Source organism: Cohnella sp. AR92, from assembly GCF_003990975.1.
Taxonomy (GTDB): Bacteria; Bacillota; Bacilli; order Paenibacillales; family Paenibacillaceae; genus Cohnella.
The window spans coordinates 273936-291570 of the sequence record NZ_RZJR01000007.1 but is presented as its reverse complement, the minus strand read 5'-3'; the positions used below and the strand labels follow the sequence as shown (position 1 = coordinate 291570).

Sequence of the window (17635 nt, the reverse complement as noted above, 5' to 3'; positions counted from 1 at the left end):
CCAGCGCTCTCCCGCATATAGTAGCACGACAAGACATTCGCCCAGGCGGTCCTCCGCCCGGGCGGAGGGAGAGTGCGAACGCTCATGACCGTAATCCCGAACTTCCCGGAACAACTGCTGGATGAGCATAAGAGATGGCATCATGCCCGCCATTCCGTGGATACGAACAACCCTCCTTCCGGCTACGGACAGGATTTTTTGACGTTCCACCGGAATTTTGTCGCCAAAGTGCTGGATTGGTACCGGCAGCAAGGGTTGGACCCCCGGCTGGTAGAGCCCTGGCCGTCGGTTCCGGAGCCCATCCGCCGGGCTTCCTGCTACGACCAGAACGCCGAGTGGAGAATTCTCAATCAGCCGGAGACGTTCCGGTCGAGCGACGAATTGGGCCGCTTCATCGAGGGCTCCGGCATACACGGCTGCATTCACCAGGAGGCCGCCGCGCTTTATGGAGACGACGAGATCAACGACTTCGATCTAGCCCCGCGCAATACCGTCTTCTACAACATTCACGGCATGATCAATAACTGGTGGCGCAACTGGGAAGGACTGGGTCGCTTCGAGGAAGGAATGCCCTACTGGAGCGGACGCTTCTTCGCGGAGGAGAACGAAGTTCTTCGTTACGACAGCCAGGGGAACCATTGGTGGCTCGGAAGAGCGGACGGCAAGGATCGGGCGGGGAGCCTGGAATGGGGAGCCGTCGGCGACAGCTCCGCCTTCGGCAAGATAGAAGACGGCCGTCCCTTCCGCATCTGGGACACGGATGGAGACGGCCGTCTGGAGATCGTGTTCTATCAGCCGAAGAACGGCGAATGGTGGGAAGGCTCCGTTCGCACGGGGCGGCTGGAATGGAACCGGATCGCGGTCGAACGGGTGGGAGAACCGCTTCAGAGAGAGGATTCCTTGAAGGCCAATCGCTTAAGGAAACGGAAGGCGTCCAGGTAATAGCTGATCTCCCGGGGCACGAAGTCCTCCGCTCTTACTTTCTCTACTACCGAATCCCCACGCATCCCGGCGGACGCCGACTCCGCGGACGGCTCCCGCCAAGGGACTCCGATGGCGTCGACCGCGTCTCGTTCCCCGAGCATGAGAGCGATCAGCTCGTCCGCATCCGCTTCGTAGATCCCGGAGACCTCTTCCTTCTGGAGTTTGAAGGCGCTGAGAGGCAAGTCCGTTACGCAGCCATACACATAGCTGACCTCGCGGTCTAGGTAGGACACGGAGCGGACGACTCCTTCGCCCTCCTCCCGAACGGTTCCGCAGAAGGCGAGCCTTTCGAAGGGAACGCTCCAGCCGATCTCCTCGTCCATCTCGCGGGCCGCGTCGCGGACTGTCTCCCCGGCGGACAGATGGCCGGCGACGGTGGTGTCGAAGCGGCCGGGGTTCGTGTCCTTCCCGGGGCTCCGCTTCTGGAACAGGATGCGGGCGGTCCCTGCGTTCGCGCGGCGGACAAGCCAGCAATGAAACGTATGATGCCACAAGCCCAGCGCGTGAACGTCGGAACGCGCGGCGCTGCCGATCCCGTACCCTCGTTCGTCGTAGATGTCGAAGTGTTCAGCCACGGTTTATTTTCCCCTATCCTCTCGCGGTTTCGGCTTGTCCATCGGCAAGAATGGACGTGCAATGCCCGCAGCGAGTAGCGGCGACCGGAATGGAAGACAGGCAATAAGGGCAGTCCTTCGTCGTCGGGGCGGCTGCCGCGGCTGCGCTCTCTTCTTCTTTCTTGTTCTTGCGGGTGAGCGTGTTGATGACCTTGATCATGAAGAAGATACAGACCGCCACGATCAGGAAGTTTAAGAGAACGTTGATGAATTGGCCGTAGGCGATGACGGGGACGGCATGCTCCTTCGCTTTGGCTAGCGTATTGATCTTCTCAGTCACATCATCCGGAATAGGCCCGATCCGAACAAACAAATCCTTAAAATCGGCGCCCCCGAGAAGGCGACCGATTGGCGGCATGACGATGTCGTTCACCAGCGAGGTGACGATCTGCCCGAACGCGCCGCCGATGATGACGCCGACCGCCAGGTCGATGACGTTGCCGCGCATCGCGAACGTTTTGAATTCTTTTACCCAATTTCCTATCATTTTCGTTTCCTCCAATTTTGGTTAATGATGGAGAGGATTTCTCACCTCATCGTCGAAACATAATCAACGAGCACGAATCCTGACGACGGAAGAAAGGATGTGAAGCATGAGCAGCCATGTGGGGACGTGGTCGATCGCTTTTCTTCTGTTTGCCTTGTTGATCAGTCTATTTGCATCATATACGATGTTTAATTTCATTGGCAATCTTAAGCGGCAGAACAACGAATTCCGTCTCTTCTGGCTCGCCGGGGGCTCCTTCGTCTTCGGAATCGGGCTGTGGGCGAAGCATCTCGTTGCGTCGATGGCCTTGGAGAAGGTCGTCTACTTCACCTGGAGCATGCCGATCGCCCTCTTCTTTACGATTTTCTTCTCGATGATGGCCTTCGTCTTCCTGACCTCGCAGAGCGGCACGAAATTCCGGATCGCGATCGGAACGTTCGTGCTGGCATTCAGCGTAGGACTCTTAAACTACCTAACGATTCTCGGGCAGCCGATTGCCCATATCACCGTGCAGCCGGCGCTGATCGCGATCTCGATCCTGATTCTTCTGGCGGGCACCTATACCTCGCTTAAACTTCACGATTTGGGAAGGGGACGCAACCGCAACCTGGCCAGCTTGACCTTGGGCCTCTCGGCGATGATCGTCCAGATTATCGGCACGAACGCGATCGACCTTCAATATCAATTCTACTACAACTGGGACAAGCTGAACTCGGATGTGAATTTTCTTATTCTCATCATCGGGATCGCGGGGGTGCTGATTCTCGCATCGACTTGGGCGACTTGGTACATCGACAAGCGATTGAACCAGATGGACGAACGGTACCGTCTGCTCGTCGAGAATTCACTGGATACGATCGCGATCTTTAAAAAGGAGAAGTGGGTATTCGTCAATCAGGCGGGTCTAAGGATGTTCGACGCGGTGCATCCAAGCGATCTGCTGGGCAAGCCGATCTTCTCTTTCCTGCCGGCCGAAGATGTCGATAAGGTTCGCGAGCGCATGAAGAACCTGCAGTTCAAAGGCGACAACAAGCCGATGCAGCAGCTCTGGTACTCTCTTAGCGGACGCTTGCTGGACACCGAGATCGTAGAGACGATGACGACGCTGTGCAACGAGCCGGCGGTGCAAGTGATCATCCGCGACATCTCGGAGAGGAAGAAGAACGAAGAACTGATGATCAATTCGGAGAAGCTGTACGTGGCCGGTCAGTTGGCAGCGGGAATCGCGCATGAGATCCGCAATCCGCTAACCTCCCTGAAGGGCTTTCTGCATCTCATCGCCTCCGGACGCAAGGAAGCCAGCTATTACAAAATCATGAATTCGGAGCTGGACCGAATCGAATCGATCGTCAGCGAGTTGCTCATGCTCGCGAAGCCTCAAGTCTACGAGCTCAGCTATCACGACGTTCGCGAGATGATGAGAGACACCATTACGCTGCTGGAGACGCAGGCGATTCTGCATAGCATCTCTATCGAGGCGACATACAGCAGGGATCCGCTGTGGGTATACGGGGTATCCAACCAGATCAAGCAGGTGTTCATCAACGTGATCAAGAATGCGATCGAGGCGATGATCGACGGAGGGGCCATTCATGTGAACCTTAGCCGGGAGAGCGACTCGGTGCGGATTCTGATCTCGGACGAAGGGCCGGGTATCGGGCAGGATCAACTGGCCAAGATCGGCCAGCCTTTCTACACGACGAAGGAGAAGGGAACGGGGCTGGGTCTTATGGTGAGCTACAAGATCGTCGACAACCACGAAGGCTATATCCATGTCAGCAGCCGTCTCGGAATCGGAACGACGTTCGAGATTCGCTTCCCGTTCCGCTATCCCGAGACTCCGGCCGTCATGAACGGCAATTGACCGGGAAGAACCGTCGTACGGAGCGGAGTATGGCCGACGGGCTCTCCGTCCCCGAACGCAAGCAGGGACCGGTCGGCGGAGACTTGAATGTCGGTGCCGCTAAGGATCGTGACGAAGCGGGTGCGAACGTGAGAGCCGTTCAGAATGGTAGGGAACAACCGCAGCAACTGCCCTTTGGTGCAGCCATGAACGACGCAGACATGCAGCTTGTTGTCGGTCGGAAGAGCGCCCGGGCAGATTGTTAGCCCGCCGCCGTAATTGGATGCATTCGTCACCGCGGACAGCCAGACGCGGCGGAAGGAATGCCGCTTGCCGTCGATGACAATCTCCGCTTCCCCCGGCTTGAAGCGGGAGAGGGCGCGCAGCAGGCCGATCACGTATGCGAGCGAGCCGATGCCGAAGCGGTTGCACCACTTCTTGTAGCCCGAGACGTTGACGTCTTCGGCGACGGCCGCGTCCAGTCCGATCGCGAGCGCGGTCAGCGTCAGCAGCTCTTCTCCCGTGGCGAGCTTCGCCCGCAAGAGATCGGCTTGAACGATGGAGGGAGAGAGAATGATATCGAGAGCGGCCATCGTGCGTTTCGGAATGCCGAAGGCGCGCGCGGTGTCGTTGCCCGAACCCGCTGGGATCAGCCCGAGGGGGATCGAAGTTCCCGCGAGCAGGGGGAGGACGCTGTGCAGGGTTCCGTCTCCGCCTATAACTGCAACCGCTTTCACGAGACCCTGTTCCAATTCCTTCGCCGCGAGCTCGATGGAGCGCTGCTCGGTCGCCTCGGATACGGCGAGATAGGAGACTCCATCCTTCTTCAGTCTTCTCTCGACTTTCTCCCAGACGATTCGACCCCGCCCGTTGCCGGATGAAGGATTTACGACGAACATTATCATAGATGCAGAAGCCTCCCTCTCTTCCGAACGATGCCGGTAGACCTATTATACGGGTTCCTCGCGGAGGAGGGGAAGTCCATTCTCGGCGAGCGGGCGAAGCGCCGATGACTCATGCTATAATAAGCTATCCCCGGCTTCTTAAGCAGATGTTCGGGATTCACATTGACCTTATATTATGGATGAAAAAAAAGGTATTGGAGCATCAGGAGGAACCTATGGCAGAGCCGCTAAAAGCAATCTATGACGAGCCCTTTATCCGCCAGCTCGGGGACAAGGCGCGCCGCAGATGGAGCGAGTTCGATACGGAGCGATTCGTCGCGCTGGTCTTCGCGGAAGGCTGGGACGAGCTTGAGCTCAAAGGCCGAATCCGGAGAATCTCCGTCAGTCTCGGAGCCGTGCTGCCCTCCGAATACGAGCGGGCCCTTGCGATCCTCGACGAGATGTCGCCCGAGTGCGGCGGGTTCCCTTATTTGATTTTCCCCGACTTCGTGGAGCGCTTCGGCTTGGATCATTGGGAGCTATCGATACGGGCGCTGGAGCGCTTCACTTCTCTCTCCAGCTCGGAATTCGCGGTGAGGCCCTTCATTCGGAAGGATCCTCAGAAGATGATGAAGCGGATGCTGGAGTGGGCGAAGCACCCCGACGAGCATGTTCGGCGCCTAGCGAGCGAAGGCTGCCGTCCTCGTCTGCCTTGGGCGGACGCGCTGCCTGCCTTCAAGAAGGATCCCTCGCCGATCCTTCCGATCCTGGAGCTGCTGAAGGCTGACTCTTCGGAGTACGTGCGCCGCAGCGTGGCGAACAACCTCAACGACATCTCCAAGGATCATCCGGAGCTCGTGCTGGACATCGCGAAGCGCTGGAGCGGGAACGACCCGCTTACCGATTCGATGCTCAAGCACGCTTGCCGCACTCTGATTCGCGCGTCCGCCAATCCGGAGGCGCTGGAGCTGTTCGGCTTGCACGCTCCGAAGGGCATCGCGGTCGAGGCCCTGGAGCCGTCGGTCGGACGAGTCCCCGCCGGCGGGTCGGCGGAGGTACGCTACTCCGTGCGAGTTCCGAACGGCCCGGCCGTGAAGCTGCGGCTGGAGCTGGCGGTCCGCTACCCTAGGCAGGGCGGACGTACATACCGGAAGCTGTTCAAGCTAAGCGAGAAGAGCGTCGAAGGAGGAGGCTCGCTCGCGGGATCGCGCATGCTGATCTTCCGCGACCTGTCGACGAGAAAGCATGAGCCGGGGATTCACGGCCTCGCGCTGATCGTGAACGGGCATGAGCTTGCCGCCGCGGAGATCGAGCTGCTGGAGGGAGGGGCGGAAGCATGACCATCGGCGCCCGCGTTTTTAAGACGGGACTTGCGGTTGCCGTCGCACTCTGGCTCGGGGACTGGCTAGGCCTTGATTCTCCCCTTCTGGCGGCGATCACGGCGATCTTCACCATTCAGCCTTCGATCTATCGAAGCTGGATGCAGATCATCGATCAGCTCCAGAGCAACGTGCTCGGCGTCATTATCGCCATTGGAGCCTATTGGATGTTCGGCAGCTCGCCCATCACCGTCGGGCTTGTCTGCATCGTCGTCATTCTGCTGTGCTTGAAGCTGAAGATCGCGGACACGATCGGCTTGACGCTGGTCACCGTCGTCGTCATCATGGAAGCCCGCAGCCAAGGCTGGCCGACGGCACTGGATCGGCTTGGCGGCCTGCTATTGGGGATCGGTTCGGCGTTCGTCGTGAACGTGACCATCGCGCCGCCGCGCCACCGCAACCGCTTCATGGTTCAGGTGCAAGAGTCCCAGAGCCTGCTGTCCCGGCTTCTTCGCACCTCCGTCTCGAACGAGCTGAAGGAGAGCGTCTTCCGCAAGGAGCAGGAGAAGCTTCAGGAGCAGATCAAGAAGCTTCAGGAGTATTATCATATGTTCGCGGAGGAACGGGTCTGGCTTCGCAAGTCGCGCGCCAAGCGCAAGCGTCTCCTTGTCGTGTACAAGGAGATGGTCATTACGCTTCAGCGGGGAGAGAGCCTGGTCGAGGCGGTCGAAGAGCAGTATTGGGCCGTATCGAGCGAGTCTTCCTGGAACAAGGATGCCGACGACCATCTGGAGGCGCTGTGCGCCTACCACGAGCAGCTGATCTGGAAGTGGGAGGGCAAGCTGAAGCCCGGAGCTTGCGCGGCGGCGCCCGCGCCCGATGAAGTCGTCAGCTTGACCGACAGAATCAGGGGCACCGCCGAAGCGGACGCGGTAACGCGATCCCGGCTGCTGGTCATCACGTCTTCGATGTTCGCGTACGAGGATCGCCTGCGCCGGCTGAACCGCTTGATGGATCGCTACCTCGAGCGGGAGGAAGCGGAGGATGACGAAGCGGAATCGGTAGAAGAAGTGGCCGAGAAGTGATGGAAGCTGCGGGAGAAGAGGTTCTACAGTCGATCCCACCGTAAAGGGTGAATTATTGAACGATGTTCAATAACTCAGGGGCTAGGCCCACCGTAAAGAGTCAATTATTGAACGATGTTCAATAACTCAGGGGTCGATCCCACCGTAAAGAGTGATTTATTGAACGATGTTCAATAACTCAGGGGTCGAGCCCACCGCAAAGGGTGAATTGTTGAACGATGTTCAATAACTCAGGGGTCGAGTCCGCCGCAAAGGGTGAATTGTTGAACGATGTTCAATAATCACGGTTCATATGCAGGTATATTGCGAGGAGCCTTGATAGCGCCTCCCCGCTTGCGCAAACACAAATAAGGCGGCGTCAGGATCACCTGGCGCCGCCTTTGCCTTATTTCTTCCCTCGGTCCATCTGCCTGCGAGGGTGGACGATCTTGCCCCGCTTGTCGATGTCGTCCTTCTTCGGGACAAGCCGAGGGTCCGTTTCGCCTTCGTGGTGGTTGTCGAAACTCAACTCCGCGAGCTCCCATTCGGTCGAGCCGAGAATCGGATCGGCCGGGAACTCTTCCCCGCGATTGAGCTCCTCTTCGCGTCCCCACTCGTTCTTGTAGACCCCGTCCGTTTCGACGCGCTCTCCGGAGATGGGAGGCATGGAGTGTGAGTGTTCACTCATCTGGGTGTCACCTCTTCTGAGAATGATCGGACGCCGACGGCCGCATGGCATTGGACAACGTGCATTGAGTCAGGCCGACGCTCGAATCCTTCATCGCATCGACGCAGGGTTCAGTCCCCGTGCTTGCGGTACCCGGCGGAATCGGCCTCGGACTGCAGCCGTCGGGCTTGCTCCTTGCCTTTGCCGGAGCGGTCAGCCTTCGATTGCGCGCGGCTGGCGGCTAATTGCTTCTCGGATGGATATTCGCCTGACAGGATGATCTCCTCCTTCCCGTTGCTTGATCCATTCCGAGTTAGAATTCCACGCCGGATCGCGCGTTATTCCGCCCGCCGAAGATCGACCAAGCCCCGTAGGCCGCCATTCTCCGAAGTTACTTCAGATAGTGCTTCTCCAGCTTTTTGCCGACCAACCAGAGGAGCAACAGGATCGTAGCCGCCACGATCAAGCGCCATGGCTGCTCGATAAGCGCGCGAATATCATGACCGAGGAACGAGAGAATGAAGATCATGACGGCCTTGCCCAGGATGGTGGCGATAACAAAGGTATGAAAAGGAATCTTGGACAACCCGGAAGAGACATTGACGATAACCGACGGGGTAAAAGGGAAACACGACAGAACGAAGATCGGGCTGAAGCCTCTCCGTTCGATCCAAGAGAAGAATCTCTCCAGCTTAGGCATCCTGCGCCGGATTCGGTCCCCGTATTTGTTGCCGAACATTCGGGCGACAAGGAACACGAGAATGGCTCCCACGGAGACGCCGATCCAGGAGTAGAGGAACCCGAGTCCGATCCCGTAGGCGTTGGAGTTCGCGACGACGAACACGATAAGCGGGAGGAACGGAAGAAAGGCCTCGAGCAAGGGAAGCAGAATTCCGGGCAGAGGACCGAGCGCCGAATATTGATCCAGCAAGGATTGAATATCGTCCAGGGTGAAGGTTTTGAAGTAGTCGGTCACTTTCTCCCACGTTTGCGCCCCGAACAGGGCCATCAAATCATGCATAATTTACCTCGCAGCATCTCCCGCAGACAGCTCTCCGCGGAATAGACGGAATGGGAATAACAAATAAAATGCGCTTATGACAAGGAAGATCGCTCCTGCCGTGCCGACGGCGGCCGGCTCACCGAAGGAGGTGGCCAGCACGCCGCCGAGGCTCGGGCCGAACAGGCTGCCGACGCTCTCCACGGTAGAGAACACTCCCCACCCCAGCCCTTTCTGCCCCGGAGGAACGTAGGCGGCGAGCAAGGCGTTCCATGCCGGAAGCACGGCCGCGTAGGAGAGTCCCAGCAGGCAAGCCCAGAACAACGACGCGGCAAGTCCGGGCGCTTGCGTCAAGGCGAAAAGAGCGATTCCGAACAAACAGAATCCGATGACGAGAAACCACTTCTTGCCGAGATGGTCCGAGAACTTTCCCATGGGAATCAAGCTCGCCGCCGTGCAGCCGCCGCCGATGAAGAGCAGCAAGCTGTATTGCGAAGGGCTCAGCCCCAGATGATCTCCCGCGAAGCTCGGCAGAATCGGCATAAGCATGCCGGCGCCAAGCGTCTGCAGCACCATGCCGGGAAGCAGCACCTTCATTTCTTTGAGGCGGTCGCCCAGCATCGCCAACTGCCGCTTGAAGGGCACGAAGTCGATCTCCGCATGGGAGCCCTTCGGGATGAACAGAGACAGCAGCCACGCGATTGCCGAGGCGGCGACCAGAAGCCAATAGGTCGCTTGATGGCTGACTTCCAGGGTGAAGTTGGTCACGACCGGACCGACGCCGAGCCCTACGAGCCAGATGGTGTACAGAGCTCCCATCTGCGTCGCCCGGCTCTCGTCGCCCACTTTCGTCAGGCAGACGATCCAGATCGGGGAGATCCCGATGCCGTACACGGCGCATGCGACGATGAACAGCCATGGTACGTCCGCATACCCCAGCATCAATATCCCGGCCAGCGAGAAGAGCAAGCCGCCGCTAACTAGAGCTCGGACATGGAACCGGTGCATCAAGTAACCGATAAAAAGCTTCACGGTCGCGTCCGTGACGAAGTGAGCCGTCGTCGCGATCCCGATGACGTCGAGCGTCAAGCCAAGTTCGTTCTTGCCATAGATCGGAAGGAAGCTGATCAGGGCGGCGCCTCGGACGAATTCGACCAGGAAGAGAGCGGCGATGAGCAGGGTCATTTCCGGGGCGAACAACGACTTTAAGGCGGCTTTTCTCACTAGGCTAAGCGTCTCCTTTGGCATCTAGCGGTCTAGGATTCGAAGGACGATTCGCACGGGAAATAACGGAATAAAAGGAAGTTCGGCGCAACAGCATTCTACTTGATTATAGATAATTCACGCATGATGTCCAATACTCGCAAGGCGTCCACCGCGTCATGGCTGCCGATAACGGCCGGAAACAAGCTCTATCTGTTCTACGGATAGGCGCGGCAGGAAGTTCCCGATTTGCTTGAGAAACGGAAACTTCCTTCCGCTTCGTTCATGAGCGCGATTCCGAAAAGTCCCTTCATGAGCATGGTACCCACCTGCAGCGGGAAGGATTCACCGTCTTATCTCGGTTATTTCGCGTTTTCGCATGGGGCAGCGTCCGCAACGCAAAAAAAAAGAGCCCAAGGCATGAACCTTTCCTCCGCGAAATGTTCATGCCTCGGGACTTATGAATAAGCGGTCGTTTCAAGATCAGATCAGCAGATTAAACAGCAGCGGGTCTTTGTTAAGCTCGGAATAGACGAAGCCTTTGCGGTTCATGCGATCGACTAGAGGCTCGTAATCCTCGCGGCTTTTGAGCTCGATGCCGACCAGCGCCGGCCCGTTGTCCTTGTTGTGCTTCTTGGTATATTCGAATTGCACGATGTCGTCGTTCGGGCCGAGCACGTCGTCGAGGAATTCCCGAAGGGCGCCCGCGCGCTGCGGGAAGTTGATCATGAAGTAATGCTTCAGGCCTTCGTAGATCATCGATCGTTCCTTGATCTCCTGCATCCGGTCGATGTCGTTGTTGCCCCCGCTGACGATGCAGACGACATTCTTGCCCTTCAGGCGATCGCCGAGAATGGATAGCGCGGCGACCGGCAGCGCCCCCGCCGGCTCGGCGACGATGGCGTGCTCGTTGTACAGCTCGAGAATCGCCGTGCACACCTTGCCCTCCGGGACGGAGACCACGTCGTCGAGCAGCTCCCGGCACATGGAATAGGTCAGGTCGCCCACCCGTTTGACGGCGGCGCCGTCGACGAACTTATCGATCTCGTCCAGAGTAACCACCTGCTGGCGGTCGAATGCCGCCTGCATGGAAGCCGCACCTTCCGGCTCGATGCCGATAACGACCGTCGTCGGGCTGACGGCCTTCACGTACGAGGCCACTCCCGCGGCAAGGCCGCCGCCTCCGATCGTGACCAATACGACGTCGATCGGCTGCTTGCTGGATTCGATGATCTCCTTGCCGACCGTCGCGTTGCCGGCGATGATCTTCGGATCGTCGAAGGGGTGAACGAAGGGGAGCTTCTCCTCCGCGCTCACCTTGATCGCCGCGTTGTAGGCGTCGTCGAAGGTGTCACCGACCAGCCGGATATCCACGTTGCCGCCGCCGAACAGCTTGACTTGGTTGATCTTCTGGCGCGGAGTGGTCGTCGGCATGAAGATGATGCCGGGGATGTCGAGAGCATGGCAGGAGAAAGCCACGCCCTGCGCGTGATTGCCTGCGCTCGCGCAGACGACCCCCGCCCGTCTCGTCTCCTCGGGAAGCGAAGAGATCAGATTGAAGGCTCCCCGGATTTTGAACGAGCGGACGGTCTGTTGGTCTTCTCTCTTCAAGAAGATCTGGCAGTCATGCTTGCGGGACAGGCCCCGGTTCGGCTGCAGCGGCGTCGGGACGATGACCTCCTGAAGAACTTGATCGGCGTGAAGAATGTCTTCCAAACGGACGACGGACGGCGTATTCGCGGACATCGGCTTTCCTACCCTTCCTGGTTGAATCGAATAAGATAATGAAAATAAAAAAATCCGCCCCTAGGTATAGGGACGGATATCGGATCCGTGGTACCACCCTTGTTCCGGAGGCGTAATCGGCGGATTCATCCAGCCAGGCGCTTCCGGCGCTTCAGCCGCGCCTTCGCAGGCGCGAACCCTTAACGGGGGCGAATCGTTCGCGCTTACTCCGTTCGGCGCGACTTCTCGGGGAGGATACTCAACCGGGCTCGAATATCGGCTCTCAGCAATCGCCGACTCTCTGGGTTTCGGGGGACCGGGGAACGTGTTCCCGTCATTGAATTTTAACTAATGTTATACTCTTACCTAAGGCGGAAGTCAATGCTTAGATCAAACGATTGGCGAAGGAGGAAAAATCCGACATGAGAAAATGGTTCATTGCCCTCTTTGTCCTTCTAATTCTAGCGGCTGGAGCGGGTATAGGGGCGTTCTTCTACGTATCTCCCGAAGAGGAGCTGAACCTTCGATACGATGAGGTTCCGCTCAAGAGCAGGGCCATCGAGATGGCGAAGCGCTTGTCGCCGGAGCTCGTTCTGACGGAGAAGGACGTCAACAATCTGGCTAAAGCGCAGTTGGCGGATAATCCTAACTATATGAAGAACATCAAGATCACGGGCGTCCGGTTCAAGCTGGCGGACGGGCAGCTTATCGCGGACGTGAATCTGAAGGCGATGGAGCGGATTCCGGTGGGGATGCAGCTGACCTATGAGGTGAAGTGGATGTCTCCCAACCTGGTAGCGACGGTAACGAGGGCGAAGCTCAAGGACATCGATCTGCCGGCGGATTCGTTCAACGACGTCGTCATCCCTCTGGGCAGCGAGCTTCCTGACCTACTGAAGGTACAAGGAATTCGAATCGAAGACGGGCAGATGATTATCGAATTCAAGAAACCAAGCCTATCCGATCTGCGAAGAATTCTTCAATAATTAGCCAATTCATGACCGAAAATCAACCAATCCAGTATAATTATTGCAACCCCTTGCGGATTATTGTAAATTTTACTATAGCAATTCTAGCAATTTATCTATCAGATCAGAGAGGTTGGTAAATGATGAAGAAGCAATTCACGGTAATTGCCTTGGCTTCCGCCCTGTTCCTGTCTTCCGCGGGAGGAGCTATGGCAGCCAGCGCGCCCAAGCCTATTCAAGTAACCTTGAATGGACAAGCTCTTAAATTCGAGGTTCAACCGACGAGCATCAACAGCACGACCTTCGTCGAATTCCGTTCGCTCTTCGCGGCGCTCGGCTACGAGATCGACTACGCGGCGAAGACCAAGACGATCCACGCCGTTTCCGACGAGCATGAGATCGAGATGTCCCTCGGGGCGGACGTCGCGTTCGTCGACGGAGAGTCCGTTCCGGTGAACGGCCAGCTGGTGGCGAAGGACGGAAGAACGCTTGTCGGCGTTCGCTTCATCGCAACCCTGTCCGGCAAGTCCGTCAACTGGGATTCCTCCAGCCGCACGGTTGTTATCGCAGACAAGGGACCGACGGCAGCCGAGAAGGCGGCGGTTCTCGACTTCCTGTCCAGATCGGAGAAGGTCTTCAACTCGGCAACGGCTACTTCGGATGACGTACTTGCGCTGGTAACGAGCGATTCCCCGCTGCGCGATGCGCTGGTTAAATCCCTGGCGGAAGAGCAAAGCAAATCGCTTCAGACGAAGACTTCGTATCACGATGCGAGCATCGAACAGTATTCTTCGACAGAAGCGGTTCTGTATGCCGTGCAAGACACGGCCAAGACTGGCGGCGATGACTACTTCTTCGACGAGTCGACCGAGGTCGTGTTCACGCTGCATCCGAATGCCCAAGGCCAATGGCTGCTCTACGACATGGAATACTTGAGCACGGAGTATACGGCCGACGGTTCTCTGATCGACAAGACGGTTGCGGTTCCGGACGCCGACAAGACGGCGATCGACGCTCTGCTGGCCAAGCAGCTTGATGCCTTGAACAAGGAAGATATGGCTGCCTATAAGGCAACCTTCGCATCGACGGACGGTTTGGACGATTACTTCGATGAGATCCAATCCGGTTATGATGATTACGACCAATCCTTTGCGAACGAGAAGACGGGCATCGTCTACTACAACGGTTCCGATAAAGCGGTAGCGATTCGATCCATTATCGTCGAAGACTTGGAAGACGGCTACAAGACGCGCTTCTACGAAGGCAACTATCTGGTGAAGAAGGACGGCAAGTGGCTGTTCGACGGCTCGGAGTACATCTTCGATATCCAGACGATTGAAGAATAAGCGATAAGACGGATAGAACCCCGTTCGGAAGCAGCCGAACGGGGTTCTGTCCGTTTATGCCGCCGAATACATTTGGCATATAGGAACGGGAGGGGAAGGGGAGAGAAGGATGGTTGAACAAGCAGTCGAAGCGGGAACGGCATCGAGCCCCTGCCCGAGCTGGTGGAGCCGTTATCCGTTGCTTAGGGAAGGCATGTCCTCTCTGCCGTCCGGTCACGCGGCCAGCGGGCTGCTCCGCTCGGCGGAGCTCCATCCGAAGGATCCGGCATACCGGTACAACGGCAGAACGGGCTCCTATGCCGGTCTGCTTCGGCGCAGCCTTCGTTTCGCGAACGGACTAAGGGCAAGCGGAGTCAAGCCGGGAGATCGGGTCGCCATTTACCTTCCGTCTATCCCCGAAGCCATCATGGCTTATTACGGCGTACTGCTCGCGAGAGCCGTCGCGGTTCCGCTTCATGAGAACTGCGGGCTGGATGAGGTTCGGAGAAGATCGATCGAGACCGGAACGGCTGCCATCGTCACGGCCGGAGACCTCGTACGCGAGCCGGAGCGGCTTGCGGAAGAGACGTCCGTGACAAAAGTCATAGTAATAGAAGAAACGCGGGCGAGGCGGCTCCGGGCAGAGGCTCTTAGAGGGGTTCCGGCTTCTATTCTGGATAAACTATCCAGGAAGGATCGCGCCGTGTTGAACGGGAATGCCTTTCTTAGTATCCCTGCGCCGCAATCCATGGAGATCGCCCCCCATCCGGAAGACTTGGCGGTGATCCAATACACCAACGGAACGACCGGCCCGGCGAGAGGCGCCATCCTTACTCATGCGGCGATAGAGGCTGGGGCGGCCCGGCATGCCTTCTGGCACGAAGGCGTGAACGCGGAGGAAAGCTTGCGCACCTTGAACGCTCCGCTCCTGCATCCGGAAGGTCTGGCGAGCTTGAATGCTTCCGTTTACCGTTCCGGCTGCTTGGAGCTTCCCGAACGGGAGAGCCGGTTTCGTTTTGAGAAGCGTTTAACGCGGCAAGCGGGGAGATATTGGCTTGCGGAGGCGGCTTCGCTTGCGCTTGCCCTTCCTCCCAACGCGAGGGCCAAGGCGGGCGCGTTAGGCTATCCGCTCCCCGGGATCGAAGCCAGAGTCGTCGGGGACGGGAGCTTCGATGAACGGCCTGTGGGCATGGTAGGGGAGTTGGCGGTAAGAGGACAGCAGCTGGCGCGCGGTTATTGGGGGGACGAAGGGGGGCAGTCGTCGGAAGGCTGGATCCGGACGGGAGACCTGGCCCGAATGGAAGAGGACGGCTGTTTTATCTTCGCGGAGCGGAAGTCGCACCGGTTCGAGACGATGCAAGGAATGGTCATGCCGAATGAGGTGGAGACTATCCTTCGGGGGCACCCGGCGATAAGCCGGGCTTGCGTGATCGGAACGAAGGACGACGACGGGAATGAACAAGCCTTGGCTTATGTCGTTCTGAACGCGGAGAGGCGCGTTTCGCCCATGCAGCTGCAGCGGTGGTGCCGCAACCGAGCCGGGCGGAGAGGGACGCCGGTGCGGTTCGAGTTCGTGCGGGAGCTCCCTCAGACGCTGTGGGGGGAAGCGTTGAAGCGAGAACTGCCTCCGGAGAACAGGGCTTGATTTAATGGAATATTAAGGATGTGTTCGTTGTGCGCGCAACGCTTTTTCGGTATACTGAGAACGTATCTAGGAAATCGATTTCTTTTTTTAAACACAAGTTAGTAAGCGTTTACATTAATAAAAGAAAGTAATCATATCCGTCTGAGGGGTGAATTCGTTGCCTGGTCGTTCCGATATAAAGCATATAGGGGGGATTGAATTGATGAACGCGCCCGTTTCCCGGAATGAAGCATCCGGCGAGCGGACGTTGGCGACGAATCATTCGGGGGTCGGCAAGGCGATCCCGGTACCGACCAAGAAGACTGGAAAGCTAAGCTGGCGCAGTGGCAGATCCGTTGCACGTACTTTGGCGGTTGGAGCTTCTTTGTGGAGTGCATTCGGAGTCGCGCCCGTTCAAGCATCGGATAGAATGTCAACCTCATCGGTCGCCAAGGCGGGAATCGGCACCTTGCCTTTGCTCGCGGCCATGGGGATCGGAATATTGGTTTCCGTAGGAGCCGTTATCGCGTTTCTTCAGATGACGGCTAAGTCCAAGGGGCATGCGGAAGAGCCGGAAGAATGGGCGGAGTCGGAGGAGGAAGAGGCGGGATCGGCGATGTTCTCCTGGAGGCAGCCGAACCTTAATCCGTCCGGGGATGAATCAGAGGGGCCTCGATCCTCATAAGATAGATCATTCAGCTGCATCATTTTTAAGTCTCTACGCCGGTTCGATGGAGCCCGGTTCTCTATCACAGATGGTTTTTTCTTTTAACCACAGCCGAAAACTGGTATAATGGGGAACAGTAGGGTTGAAAATGTCGACAACTGGAGAGTGACTGCTTTAGCAAAACTTGCGGGTTTTATTCCGCTGGGAGGGAATCGCATGGCAGCCAAACGAAGCCACAACGAAGTCCAAGAAAGTCTCAGAGAACTGACGAGAATTTTCCGGCCCAAGGATCCGCGCAAGTTTGTGAAGGATTACATCCGCAAATACAGAATCACAGGCGGATATGAAGATGAGTTGACTCTGCTCGTTGAACGAGAGTTGGTTAAATTGAATTCCCCTGCTTCCTAAACGTGAGCATGGAATAAAGATCGACGATCCCTGCGAAGGGATGTCGATCTTTTTTGTCTGCGCGGACAACCTATTTGCGATCTTGAAGCGGGAGAGGGATGGCTTCTCCTTGGCTGAAGATATACTTCACGAGGGTGTTGAAGTCGCCGGTCAACGGTTCCGTCGGTTGGCCGCTCCAAGAGGCCCGGGCGAACAAGAGCAACTGATTCACGAATTCCCGGTTGGCGGAGATGAAGACCTCGTTAAGCCCGGGGTTATCCTTGCGGACCGTATCCCCGATCTTCTGCCTGAACTCGGAGGACAGGTCCGAGACGTCTTTATGGCTGAAGTAGGAATTGTAAGGCGTGACCATCTCCCGGTAAACGGGGGTCTTGCCGCCGGTATCGACGTTGTAGACGCCTTCGGTCGTACCGCTGTTGTCCTGCTCCCTGGTGGAGGCGCCGCCGTGCGACTTCGTGCCGGTCGCGGTCCAGTCGGTCATGATGCCTACGTACGCGTTCTTATCCGTCAGCATGACGATAGCGGAATTGACGCCGGGCAAGCCGCGCACGTCATACGAGGTTTGGGAGCTGTATTTGAAGTACCGATTATCATGGCTGCTCTGTTGCGTCTTGGCGGTCAAGGTGCCGTAAGATTGGACATGGTCCACCTTGGGATCGTTCGGTTCGCGGCTGCTGTAATCCTTGGAGCTCTTCTGGAACTTAGCCGTGTAGCTGCCGCATGCGGCAAGGCCCATGACCAAGACGAATCCCAACCCCAGAAGGAGCAGCCTCCGTAACGGGAAGTGACGGGTCATCCAGTTTCATTCCTCCTTAGCGGGCTTGTTACAGGTAGCATAACCCGAAGGGAAATT

Annotated in this window: 17 protein-coding genes and 1 other annotated feature; of the genes, 9 read left to right on the top strand and 8 right to left on the bottom strand. The window is 57.6% G+C overall.

All coding sequences use genetic code 11. The annotated features are described in order from the left end of the window. The first annotated feature begins 84 nt into the window (after positions 1 to 84). Positions 85 to 942 carry a hypothetical protein gene (locus tag ELR57_RS13625; protein WP_126959630.1) on the top strand — a complete coding sequence of 286 codons (858 nt, stop codon included), beginning with the start codon at positions 85 to 87 and terminating at the stop codon, positions 940 to 942. On the opposite strand, the gene ELR57_RS13620 is transcribed toward ELR57_RS13625, so the two are convergent. Together ELR57_RS13620 and mscL are read right to left on the bottom strand one after the other, a co-directional pair. After that, positions 885 to 1559, bottom strand: coding sequence for an NUDIX hydrolase (locus tag ELR57_RS13620; protein WP_126959629.1), 675 nt, complete (start codon positions 1557 to 1559; stop codon positions 885 to 887). The genes ELR57_RS13625 and ELR57_RS13620 overlap by 58 nt on opposite strands. A 13-nt stretch (positions 1560 to 1572) precedes the next feature. Continuing rightward, a complete protein-coding gene (gene mscL / locus ELR57_RS13615; protein ID WP_126959628.1) occupies positions 1573 to 2085 on the bottom strand; it encodes a large conductance mechanosensitive channel protein MscL in 513 nt (170 codons plus the stop codon). A gap of 106 nt (positions 2086 to 2191) precedes the next feature. Between mscL and ELR57_RS13610 the strand changes: the two genes are divergently transcribed. Then, positions 2192 to 3949 carry an ATP-binding protein gene (locus ELR57_RS13610; protein ID WP_126959627.1) on the top strand — a complete coding sequence of 586 codons (1758 nt, stop codon included), beginning with the start codon at positions 2192 to 2194 and terminating at the stop codon, positions 3947 to 3949. On the opposite strand, the gene ELR57_RS13605 is transcribed toward ELR57_RS13610, so the two are convergent. Then, positions 3913 to 4833 carry a diacylglycerol/lipid kinase family protein gene (locus tag ELR57_RS13605; protein ID WP_126959626.1) on the bottom strand — a complete coding sequence of 307 codons (921 nt, stop codon included), beginning with the start codon at positions 4831 to 4833 and terminating at the stop codon, positions 3913 to 3915. The two genes, ELR57_RS13610 and ELR57_RS13605, sit on opposite strands and share 37 nt — an antisense overlap. A gap of 215 nt (positions 4834 to 5048) precedes the next feature. On the opposite strand from ELR57_RS13605, the gene ELR57_RS13600 reads away from it, so the two are divergent. Then, a complete protein-coding gene (locus tag ELR57_RS13600) occupies positions 5049 to 6152 on the top strand; it encodes a DNA alkylation repair protein (protein ID WP_126959625.1) in 1104 nt (367 codons plus the stop codon). After that, on the top strand, positions 6149 to 7216 hold the full coding sequence (locus ELR57_RS13595; protein ID WP_126959624.1) for an FUSC family protein: 1068 nt from the start codon (positions 6149 to 6151) through the stop codon (positions 7214 to 7216). Before ELR57_RS13600 ends, ELR57_RS13595 begins: the two co-directional genes overlap by 4 nt. Positions 7217 to 7601: 385 nt before the next feature. Here ELR57_RS13595 and ELR57_RS13590 read toward each other — a convergent pair whose 3' ends face one another. From ELR57_RS13590 to ilvA, 4 genes are all read right to left on the bottom strand, one after another. Next, positions 7602 to 7883 (bottom strand): transposase, encoded by a 282-nt coding sequence (locus ELR57_RS13590; RefSeq protein WP_126959623.1) that lies wholly within the window; start codon positions 7881 to 7883, stop codon positions 7602 to 7604. Positions 7884 to 8253: 370 nt separating this feature from the next. Further along, a complete protein-coding gene (locus ELR57_RS13585) occupies positions 8254 to 8883 on the bottom strand; it encodes a TVP38/TMEM64 family protein (protein ID WP_238162519.1) in 630 nt (209 codons plus the stop codon). Between the two features lie 3 nt (positions 8884 to 8886). Then, a complete protein-coding gene (locus ELR57_RS13580; protein ID WP_238162518.1) occupies positions 8887 to 10086 on the bottom strand; it encodes an MFS transporter in 1200 nt (399 codons plus the stop codon). A gap of 462 nt (positions 10087 to 10548) precedes the next feature. Then, entirely contained in the window at positions 10549 to 11811 is a 1263-nt protein-coding gene (gene ilvA / locus ELR57_RS13575; protein WP_126959621.1) for a threonine ammonia-lyase IlvA, read from the bottom strand. A 65-nt stretch (positions 11812 to 11876) separates the two neighbouring features. Next, positions 11877 to 12137: a binding site (T-box leader), on the bottom strand. Between the two features lie 75 nt (positions 12138 to 12212). Here ilvA and ELR57_RS13570 point away from each other — a divergent pair. From ELR57_RS13570 to ELR57_RS13550, 5 genes are all read left to right on the top strand, one after another. Beyond that, a complete protein-coding gene (locus ELR57_RS13570; RefSeq protein WP_126959620.1) occupies positions 12213 to 12776 on the top strand; it encodes a hypothetical protein in 564 nt (187 codons plus the stop codon). A 122-nt stretch (positions 12777 to 12898) separates the two neighbouring features. Then, positions 12899 to 14104: a copper amine oxidase N-terminal domain-containing protein gene (locus tag ELR57_RS13565; protein ID WP_126959619.1), complete on the top strand. Its 1206-nt coding sequence runs from the start codon at positions 12899 to 12901 to the stop codon at positions 14102 to 14104. Positions 14105 to 14213: 109 nt separating this feature from the next. Next, positions 14214 to 15728, top strand: coding sequence for an AMP-binding protein (locus tag ELR57_RS13560; RefSeq protein WP_126959618.1), 1515 nt, complete (start codon positions 14214 to 14216; stop codon positions 15726 to 15728). Between the two features lie 202 nt (positions 15729 to 15930). After that, positions 15931 to 16392 carry a hypothetical protein gene (locus ELR57_RS13555; protein WP_126959617.1) on the top strand — a complete coding sequence of 154 codons (462 nt, stop codon included), beginning with the start codon at positions 15931 to 15933 and terminating at the stop codon, positions 16390 to 16392. A 198-nt stretch (positions 16393 to 16590) separates the two neighbouring features. Beyond that, positions 16591 to 16782, top strand: coding sequence for a hypothetical protein (locus tag ELR57_RS13550; RefSeq protein WP_126959616.1), 192 nt, complete (start codon positions 16591 to 16593; stop codon positions 16780 to 16782). A 70-nt stretch (positions 16783 to 16852) separates the two neighbouring features. Here ELR57_RS13550 and ELR57_RS13545 read toward each other — a convergent pair whose 3' ends face one another. After that, positions 16853 to 17578, bottom strand: a complete 726-nt coding sequence (locus ELR57_RS13545; RefSeq protein WP_126959615.1) for a hypothetical protein — start codon at positions 17576 to 17578, stop codon at positions 16853 to 16855. Positions 17579 to 17635 lie beyond the last annotated feature (57 nt).

Bases quoted from the DNA above. Each gene is read 5' to 3' on its own strand.
- ELR57_RS13625 (WP_126959630.1), top strand. From the start codon at position 85: ATGACCGTAATCCCGAACTTCCCGGAACAACTGCTGGATGAGCATAAG.
- mscL (WP_126959628.1), bottom strand. From the start codon at position 2,085: ATGATAGGAAATTGGGTAAAAGAATTCAAAACGTTCGCGATGCGCGGC.
- ELR57_RS13610 (WP_126959627.1), top strand. From the start codon at position 2,192: ATGAGCAGCCATGTGGGGACGTGGTCGATCGCTTTTCTTCTGTTTGCC.
- ELR57_RS13605 (WP_126959626.1), bottom strand. From the start codon at position 4,833: ATGATAATGTTCGTCGTAAATCCTTCATCCGGCAACGGGCGGGGTCGA.
- ELR57_RS13600 (WP_126959625.1), top strand. From the start codon at position 5,049: ATGGCAGAGCCGCTAAAAGCAATCTATGACGAGCCCTTTATCCGCCAG.
- ELR57_RS13595 (WP_126959624.1), top strand. From the start codon at position 6,149: ATGACCATCGGCGCCCGCGTTTTTAAGACGGGACTTGCGGTTGCCGTC.
- ELR57_RS13590 (WP_126959623.1), bottom strand. From the start codon at position 7,883: ATGAGTGAACACTCACACTCCATGCCTCCCATCTCCGGAGAGCGCGTC.
- ELR57_RS13585 (WP_238162519.1), bottom strand. From the start codon at position 8,883: ATGCATGATTTGATGGCCCTGTTCGGGGCGCAAACGTGGGAGAAAGTG.
- ilvA (WP_126959621.1), bottom strand. From the start codon at position 11,811: ATGTCCGCGAATACGCCGTCCGTCGTCCGTTTGGAAGACATTCTTCAC.
- ELR57_RS13570 (WP_126959620.1), top strand. From the start codon at position 12,213: ATGAGAAAATGGTTCATTGCCCTCTTTGTCCTTCTAATTCTAGCGGCT.
- ELR57_RS13565 (WP_126959619.1), top strand. From the start codon at position 12,899: ATGATGAAGAAGCAATTCACGGTAATTGCCTTGGCTTCCGCCCTGTTC.
- ELR57_RS13560 (WP_126959618.1), top strand. From the start codon at position 14,214: ATGGTTGAACAAGCAGTCGAAGCGGGAACGGCATCGAGCCCCTGCCCG.
- ELR57_RS13555 (WP_126959617.1), top strand. From the start codon at position 15,931: ATGAACGCGCCCGTTTCCCGGAATGAAGCATCCGGCGAGCGGACGTTG.
- ELR57_RS13550 (WP_126959616.1), top strand. From the start codon at position 16,591: ATGGCAGCCAAACGAAGCCACAACGAAGTCCAAGAAAGTCTCAGAGAA.
- ELR57_RS13545 (WP_126959615.1), bottom strand. From the start codon at position 17,578: ATGACCCGTCACTTCCCGTTACGGAGGCTGCTCCTTCTGGGGTTGGGA.